At 69.0% G+C, this 7,914-nt stretch carries 6 protein-coding genes and 1 tRNA gene; 5 read left to right on the top strand and 2 right to left on the bottom strand.

Annotation, left to right across the window (positions count from 1 at the left end; genetic code table 11):
* Both V7Q42_RS20920 and V7Q42_RS20915 read right to left on the bottom strand, forming a co-directional pair.
* Positions 1–76: transfer RNA gene (locus V7Q42_RS20920), tRNA-Ala, on the bottom strand.
* Positions 77–253: 177 nt separating this feature from the next.
* A complete protein-coding gene (locus tag V7Q42_RS20915) occupies positions 254–628 on the bottom strand; it encodes a TIGR02300 family protein (protein WP_333826208.1) in 375 nt (124 codons plus the stop codon).
* Between the two features lie 222 nt (positions 629–850).
* Between V7Q42_RS20915 and aroA the strand changes: the two genes are divergently transcribed.
* From aroA to V7Q42_RS20890, 5 genes are all read left to right on the top strand, one after another.
* Positions 851–2,197: a 3-phosphoshikimate 1-carboxyvinyltransferase gene (aroA, locus tag V7Q42_RS20910; protein ID WP_333826207.1), complete on the top strand. Its 1,347-nt coding sequence runs from the start codon at positions 851–853 to the stop codon at positions 2,195–2,197.
* A gap of 166 nt (positions 2,198–2,363) precedes the next feature.
* Positions 2,364–3,446, top strand: coding sequence for a phenylalanine--tRNA ligase subunit alpha (gene pheS, locus V7Q42_RS20905; protein WP_333826206.1), 1,083 nt, complete (start codon positions 2,364–2,366; stop codon positions 3,444–3,446).
* Entirely contained in the window at positions 3,446–4,129 is a 684-nt protein-coding gene (locus V7Q42_RS20900) for an endonuclease domain-containing protein (RefSeq protein WP_333826205.1), read from the top strand. Before pheS ends, V7Q42_RS20900 begins: the two co-directional genes overlap by 1 nt.
* On the top strand, positions 4,126–6,546 hold the full coding sequence (gene pheT, locus V7Q42_RS20895; protein ID WP_333826204.1) for a phenylalanine--tRNA ligase subunit beta: 2,421 nt from the start codon (positions 4,126–4,128) through the stop codon (positions 6,544–6,546). The genes V7Q42_RS20900 and pheT overlap by 4 nt, the downstream gene beginning before the upstream one ends.
* A 69-nt stretch (positions 6,547–6,615) precedes the next feature.
* Positions 6,616–7,839 carry a CaiB/BaiF CoA transferase family protein gene (locus tag V7Q42_RS20890; protein ID WP_333826203.1) on the top strand — a complete coding sequence of 408 codons (1,224 nt, stop codon included), beginning with the start codon at positions 6,616–6,618 and terminating at the stop codon, positions 7,837–7,839.
* The last annotated feature ends 75 nt before the right edge of the window (positions 7,840–7,914 follow it).

Raw genomic sequence — 7,914 nt, 5'->3', positions numbered from 1 at the left:
TGGTGGAGCCAAGGGGAGTCGAACCCCTGACCTCTTGAATGCCATTCAAGCGCTCTCCCAACTGAGCTATGGCCCCGAATTCCCGGCCGGGCTTGGGAACCCCCGGCGACGGCGGCGATCTCTAATGGCATCGCCGCCGGTGATCAAGTCCTATTTCGCCGCGGCGGCCGGATTTTTCGCAGATCGTCGCGAAAACCTGGCCAAAGCGCGGGAAATCCACAGGATTTCCCGTCCGAGCGACGGCGCGAGGAACTCAGCGCTCCTCGTCCTCTCCCTCGACGTCGATGTCGATGCCCTCGATGTCGCCGTCGTCCTCTTCCTCCTCGAGGAAGGTGTCGTCGTCGCCACCGATGTCGCCGATGTCCTCGTCCTCGATGTCGTCGGGGACCTCTTCACCGCCACCCTGCTCGGCGTCGGCCTCCTCGAGGGAGACGAAATCGACCGGCAGGCTCTCTTCGGCCTCGGTCTCTTCCTCTTCGACCGGCGCCGGCTTGACGCGCATCTGGACGGCGGCGGCGGTGAAGACCGTGCCGCACTTGGGACAGACGATCGGGTTGCGATCGAGGTCGTAGTACTTGGAGCCGCAGGAGGGGCAGAGGCGCTTGGTGCCGAGTTCGGGTTTCGCCACGGATCGTCTCACGAAGATGATGTAGAAAGTCACCCCCCTTGGTCCGAAGCAGGGCGCGTGTCAATACCGAATCGGTCACAGGGCGAGGTCGAACGGATGGGAAGAGCCCTCGCCGGTGCTCCTTTCACCGCCGCGACGGGCCGGTGCGCGGGGTGACGACGCCGTTCCTTCCGTGATAGGAGGTGCCCTCCTCCCACCGACCCTCACGACGGTTTCCAGCCGATGGCTCACGCCGCAACGCCCTCTCCCCTCTCCTCCTCGCCCAGGGGATCGCTCGTCGGGCGCATCCGCGTGCCGGGCGACAAGTCGATCTCGCATCGCTCGCTGATGTTCGGCGCGGTGGCGGTCGGCGAGACGACGATCGAGGGTCTGCTCGAAGCCGACGACGTGCTCGGCACCGGCGCCGCGATGCGGGCGCTCGGCGCCACCGTGACCCGCACCGGCGAAGGCGCCTGGACGGTCGCCGGCCTCGGCGTCGGCGGATTGCTCGAACCGGAGCACGTGCTCGATTTCGGCAACGCCGGCACCGGCTCGCGCCTGACCATGGGTCTGGTCGGCGGCCATGCGATCGCCGCCACCTTCGTCGGCGACGCCTCGCTGTCACGGCGGCCGATGGGCCGGGTGTTGAACCCGCTGCGCGAAATGGGCGTCGAGGTGATCGCCCGGGCCGGCGACCGGCTGCCCTTGTCGATCAAGGGGCCGAAGGCGTCGACGCCGATCACCTATCGGGTGCCGATGGCCTCGGCGCAGGTGAAGTCGGCGGTGCTGCTGGCCGGCCTCAACGCCCCCGGCGTCACCACGGTGATCGAACCGATCGCCACCCGCGACCACACCGAGCGCATGCTCGAGGGATTCGGCGCGAACCTCTCGGTGACCATCGGGTCGGCGGGCGAGCGCATCATCCGCCTCGAGGGGCGGCCGGAATTGAAGCCGCAGCACGTGGTGGTGCCGGGCGATCCGTCGTCGGCGGCCTTCGCCATCGTCGCCGGGCTGATCGTGCCGGGCTCGGACGTGACGGTCGAGAACGTGCTGCTCAATCCGCTGAGGACCGGGCTCTTCCAGACGCTCACCGAGATGGGCGCGGATCTGACGATCGAGAACGAGCGGACGTCGGGCGGCGAGCGCATCGGCGACGTGCACGTGCGCGCCTCGCAGCTGAAGGGCGTCGTGGTGCCGCCGGAGCGGGCGCCGTCGATGATCGACGAATATCCGATCCTGGCGATCGCCGCCGCCTTCGCCGAAGGCGAGACGGTGATGGAGGGGCTCGAGGAGCTGCGGGTCAAGGAGAGCGACCGGCTCGCCGCCGTCGCCCGCGGGCTCGAGGCGAACCGCATCGAGTGCCACGAGGGCGAGGCGAGCCTCGTCGTCGCCGGGCGGCAGGCGGGGGTGAAGATCGGCGGCGGCACGGTCGCCACCCATCTCGACCACCGCATCGCCATGGCCTTCCTGGTGCTCGGCATGGCGGCGGACGAGACCGTGAGCGTCGACGACGTCGGCATGATCGCCACGTCCTTCCCCTCCTTCCGCGGTCTGATGGAAGGCCTCGGCGCCGGCTTCGAAGCGATCTGAGGCGCGAGCAACCCGAGCGCGCGAGCCCGAGAGCGCCCCCGGCGCGTCGGAGAATGGCGCGCATGTCGGCTCGCGGCTTTCGCCGCGGCGCAATCTCGGTTAGTAGAGCAGCCGACGAAAACGCCGGTTTCCTCGGACATCCTCCGCATTTCATCGAGCGAGCCTCATGAGCGACATCGACAGCTTGGAAAAGACCATCCTCGGAGCCATCGACGCGGCCGGCGACGAAGCGGCGCTGGAGAGCGTCCGTGTCGGCGCGCTGGGCAAGAAGGGCTCGATCTCGGAGCTTCTGAAGTCGCTGGGCGGCATGTCGCCGGACGAGCGCAAGGTCATGGGGCCGGCGATCAACGGCTTGCGCGACCGGGTGGGCGAGGCGCTCCTCGTCCGCCGCAAGGTCGTGAGGGACGCGGCGCTCACGGCGCGTCTCGCGGCCGAGACCGCCGACATCACCCTGCCGCTGTGGCCGTCGCCGGCCAACGCCGGGCGCATCCATCCGATCAGCCAGGTCACCGACGAGCTCACCGCGATCTTCGCCGACATGGGCTTCTCGGTCGCCGAAGGACCGGACGTCGAGAGCGACTTCTACAACTTCACGGCGCTGAACTTCCCCGAAGGCCATCCGGCGCGTGAGATGCACGACACGTTCTTCTTCTCGCCGAAGGAGGACGGCACGCGCCATCTCCTGCGCACCCACACCTCGCCGGTGCAGGTGCGCACCATGCTGTCGTCGAAGCCGCCGATCCGGGTGATCGCGCCGGGGCGCACCTATCGTTGTGACTCGGACCAGACCCACACGCCGATGTTCCATCAGGTGGAAGGTCTGGTCATCGACAAGACCTCGACCATCGGCACGCTGAAGTGGGTGCTGGAGGAGTTCTGCAAGGCCTTCTTCGAGGTGCCCTCGGTCGAGATGCGCTTCCGCCCGTCGTTCTTCCCCTTCACCGAACCGTCGATGGAGGTGGACATCCGCTGCGATCGCTCCGGGCCGGAGATCAAGTTCGGCGAGGGCGACGACTGGCTGGAGATCCTCGGCTGCGGCATGGTCCACCCGAACGTGCTGCGCAACTGCGGCCTCGATCCGGACGAGTACCAGGGCTTCGCCTTCGGCATGGGCATCGACCGCATCGCCATGCTCAAGTACGGCATGCCGGATCTGCGCGCCTTCTTCGACGCCGACGTGCGCTGGCTGAAGCACTACGGCTTCCGCCCGCTCGACCTGCCGACCCTGTTCGGGGGCTTGAGCGTGTGATGCAGGGCGCCCTGGCGCGCGGCACGGAGGAGAGTTCCTTGCCTCGTCGGACCGTCTCTCCACTCATCCGAGCCAATGCTCGGAGACTGCGCCGGTCGATGACCGGGGCGGAGGCGAGATTGTGGGCGGCGTTGCGCGGCCATCGCTTCGCCGGAACCTCGTTCCGTCGTCAGACGCCGATCGGTCCATATATCGCGGACTTCTGCTGTCCCGAGGTCCGGCTGGTGATCGAGGTCGACGGAGGGCAGCACGGGGACGATGGGGGCATCGCGCGAGATCTTCATCGCGACGCGTGGCTGGCGGATGCGGGATTTCGGGTGATCCGGTTCTGGAACCACGAGGTTCTCGCCGAAACCGATACGGTACTGGACGTGATCTGGTTCGCACTCGACGCTGTCGGCGCGATCCGAGGAGAGGCCGAGCCCCCCCTCCCTGGCCCTCCCCCTCGAGGGGGGAGGGGACGACAAAGGCGAGGCCCGGCTCCCATGACCGTTGCGGATCCGGTCGCGACACATCTGCCCGGACCGGTGAATTCGACATCTACCGATGACGCCGCCGCCAGCGTCCCCTCCCCCCTGGAGGGGAAGGGACCGGGAGGGGGGGCTGCGGCCTCGCCTCCCTCTGCAGCGGCCCCCTCTCGCGTCACTCTTTCCTCCGCCTCGAAGACCGGACGACATCCATGAAGTTCACCCTCTCCTGGCTCAAGGACCACCTCGACACCACCGCCACCCTCGACACCGTGGTCGAGACGTTGACGCGGATCGGGCTCGAGGTGGAAGGCGTCGAGGACAAGGCCAAGGCGCTGAAGCCCTTCGTCGTCGCCCACGTCGTCTCCGCCGTGCAGCATCCGAACGCCGACCGGCTGCGGGTCTGTATGGTCGACACCGGCTCCGGCCAGCCGATCCAGGTGGTGTGCGGCGCGCCCAACGCGCGGGCCGGCATGAAGACGGTGTTCGCCGCGGCCGGCACGTACATTCCCGGCAAGGACATGACGCTCGGCGTCGGCCAGATCCGCGGCGTCGAGAGCCACGGCATGATGTGCTCGGCGGCCGAGCTCGAGCTCTCCGAGGACCATACCGGCATCATCGACCTGCCGGCGGACGCGCCGACCGGCGCGCTCTTCGTCGACTACGCCGATCTCGACGATCCGGTGATCGACGTGTCGCTGACCCCCAACCGGGCCGACTGCACCGGCGTGCGCGGCATCGCTCGCGATCTCGCCGCCGCCGGCATCGGCACGCTGAAGCCCGACACCACCCGCAAGATCGCCGGGGCCTACGCCTCGCCGGTCGCCGTCGACCTGCGCTTCGCCGAGGGCGACCTCGTCGCCTGCCCGGCCTTCCACGGTCGTTACGTCAAGGGCGTGAAGAACGGCCCGTCGCCGGAGTGGATGCAGCGCCGGCTGAAGGCGATCGGCCTGCGTCCGATCTCGGCGCTGGTCGACATGACCAACTACGTGTCGATCGATCGCGGCCGGCCGCTGCACGTCTTCGACGCGGCGAAACTCACCGGCGGCATCCATGCCCGTTACGGCCGCGACGGCGAGAGCTTCCTCGCGCTCGACGGCAAGACCTACACGGTCGACGGTCGCATGTGCGTGATCGCCGACGACGCCGGCGTGCTCGGCCTCGGCGGCATCATGGGCGGCGAGGAAACCGGCTGCACCGAGGAGACCACCGACGTCTTCATCGAATGCGCCTGGTTCGACCCCGCCCGCACCGCCGAGACCGGCCGGCGCACCGGCATCGTCTCGGACGCGCGTTATCGCTTCGAGCGCGGCGTCGATCCGGCCTATCTCGAAGGCGGGCTCGAACTCGCCACCCAGATGGTCGTCTCCCTCTGCGGCGGCGAGGCCTCCGCGCCCGTCGTCGCCGGCCAAGCGCCGGAGATGGATCGGATCATCGACTTCCCGCTCTCGGAGGTGAAGCGGCTCACCGGCCTCACGCTGCATCGCGCCGAGATCCGCGAGATCCTGGAGAAGCTCGGCTTCTTCGTCATCGCCAAGGACGACGTCTTCCGCGTCGCGGTGCCGTCGTGGCGCGCCGACGTCGAGGCCAAGGCCGATCTGGTCGAAGAGGTGATGCGCATCCACGGGCTTCAGAACGTCGTCTCGACGCCGCTCGAAGCCCGAGGCACCGTCGGCGCCAAGGTCCTCACCGTGCCGCAGATCCGCCGCTCCAAGGCGCGCCGGGTGCTCGCCACAAGGTCGATGCTGGAAGCCGTCACCTGGTCCTTCGTGTCGAAGCGACAGGCCGAGCTGTTCGGCGGCGGCGGGGCCGATCTGGCGCTCGCCAACCCGATCGCCTCCGACCTCTCCGACATGCGGCCCTGCCTGCTTCCCGGCCTGATCCGGGCGGCCCAGCGCAATCTCGAGCGCGGCATCGCCGACGTGGCGCTGTTCGAGGTCGGACAGGTGTTCGCGAACGACACGCCCGAGGGCCAGAAGCTCACCGCCGCCGGCGTGCGCCGCGGCACCGCGGGCTCGGCCGGCTCCGGCCGGCACTGGCTCGGCAACGCCGGTCCGGTCGGCTGGACGGTCGCCAAGGGCGACGTGATCGCGGTGCTGGAGGCGCTCGGCGTGGTGCTCGACCGGGTGCAGATCGTGCGCGGCGCACCGGGTTGGTATCACCCGGGCCGCTCCGGCGTGATTCAGCAGGGGCCTCAGAACGTGCTGGCGCATTTCGGCGAGCTGCATCCCTCGGCGCTCGAGACCCTCGATGCGGCCGGACCGATGGTGGCCTTCGAGGTGTTCCTCGACGCCATCCCCGAGCCCAAGGCCAAGCCGACCAAGTCGAAAGGGGCGCTCGTCGCCTCCGAACTGATGCCGCTTTCGCGCGACTTCGCCTTCGTCGTAGACGAGAAGGTCGAGGCGGAGAAGATCCTCAAGGCGGTCAAGGGCGCCGACCGGCAGCTCATCACCGACGCGAGCGTCTTCGACGTCTTCCGTGGACCGTCGATCGGCGAGGGCAAGAAGTCGGTGGCGGTGGAGGTGTCGCTCCAGCCCACCAAGGCGACGCTGACCGACAAGGATCTCGAGGCGCTCGCCCAGAAGATCGTCGGCGCCGTCGCCAAGGCGACCGGCGCGACGCTGCGCGCCTGATCGACATGTGATCTCGGTCCGGCCGCGCGGCCGGGCCGTCACCGATCCCCCCGCCCGAAAAGGTCGAAGATGACCCAGGCTCCGCTCGCCGGCATCAAGGTTCTCGAACTGGCGCGCATCCTCGCCGGCCCGTGGGTCGGCCAGAGCCTCGCCGATCTCGGGGCGGAGGTGATCAAGGTGGAGCGCCCGGGGGCGGGCGACGACACCCGCCACTGGGGCCCGCCCTTCGTGAAGGGCGCGGACGGCCAGGACCTCGGCGCGGCCTATTACCACGGCTGCAACCGCGGCAAGCGCTCGGTGGCGATCGACTTCGAGAAGCCCGAGGGCGCCGAGATCGTCCGCCGGCTGGCGTCGCAAGCCGACGTCGTCATCGAGAACTTCAAGGTCGGCGGCCTGAAGAAATACGGGCTCGATCACGAGACCATGATGGCGGCGAACCCGCGCCTCGTCTGGTGTTCGATCACCGGCTTCGGCCAGACCGGTCCCTATGCGGGGCGCGCCGGCTACGACTTCATGATCCAGGGCATGGGCGGCTACATGGATCTGACCGGATCGCCGGACGGTGAACCGACGAAGGTTGGCGTCGCCGTCGCCGATCTCTTCACCGGGCTCCACGCGGTGATCGGTATCCAGGCGGCGCTGATCGCGCGGGAAACGACGGGCCGCGGTCAGCTCGTCGACATGAGCCTCCTCGACACCATGGTGGCGATGCTCGCCAACCAGGGCATGAACCACCTCGTCTCGGGCAAGGCACCGAAGCGGATGGGCAACGCCCACCCCAACATCGTGCCCTATCAGGTGTTCCCGGTCGCCGACGGCCACATCATCATCGCCACCGGCAACGACCGCCAGTTCCGCGACACCTGCGCCATTCTCGGCATCGACGACATCGCCTTCGATCCGCGCTTCGTCCACAACGCCGCCCGCGTCGCCGACCGGACCGAGCTGATCCCGCTGATGGAGGCGCGCACCCGCACCTTCCGCCGCGACGATCTGTTGGCGGCCCTCGAAGCGGCGCACGTCCCGGCCGGGCCGATCAACTCGGTCGCCGACGTCTTCGCCGACCCTCAGGTGGTGGCGCGCGGCATGCGGCTCGACCTGCCCTCGGCCGACGCCGCGGGGGGGAGCGTCCCGGCGATCCGCAATCCGATCGTGCTCTCCGACACGCCGCTCACCTACCCCGCCGCTTCCCCCGGCCTCGGCGCCGACACCGATGCGGTGCTGACGGCGCTCGGCTACGACGCGGCCGAAGTGGAACGTCTGGCGTCGATGGGCGTCGTCGGGCAGCGGTGACGGCGCGCGTCGCGCGGCCGCTCAGAGTCCGTTTTGAAAATCACGGATGAGCGTTTCGCCTGAGGAGATTGCCAC

Origin of the sequence: Pinisolibacter sp. (genome assembly GCF_036782435.1) — a bacterium.
GTDB lineage: Bacteria > Pseudomonadota > Alphaproteobacteria > Rhizobiales > Ancalomicrobiaceae > CALBKH01.
This window is presented reverse-complemented; position numbering and strand designations above follow the sequence as displayed.